Consider the following 259-nt stretch of genomic DNA (forward strand, 5'->3'; position numbering starts at 1 on the left):
CATATTTTTATCCATCGACCAGCCCACAATGCGCCGAGAGAATAAATCCATCACTGTTGCCACATATAAAAAACCTTCATAGGTTCTTATATAAGTTATGTCGCTCACCCACGACTGGTTCGGCGCTGGCGGGTTAAATTGACGCGCTAATAAGTTATCTGCAATCCGCGATGTCTTACCGCCTTTAAGATGGCGACGCTTATATCCAATTTGCGCTTTAAGCTTATGTTGTCGCATGATCTTCGCAACACGGTTTACG

The 259-nt window shown here is 44.4% G+C and carries 1 protein-coding gene; it reads right to left on the reverse strand.

The genetic code is table 11. The annotated features are described in order from the left end of the window. The coding region (locus AN389_RS19835; RefSeq protein WP_146258109.1) for a DDE-type integrase/transposase/recombinase at positions 1-259 on the reverse strand (259 nt) is incomplete at both ends.

It is taken from the genome of Pseudoalteromonas sp. P1-7a (genome assembly GCF_001401855.1).
GTDB lineage: Bacteria > Pseudomonadota > Gammaproteobacteria > Enterobacterales > Alteromonadaceae > Pseudoalteromonas.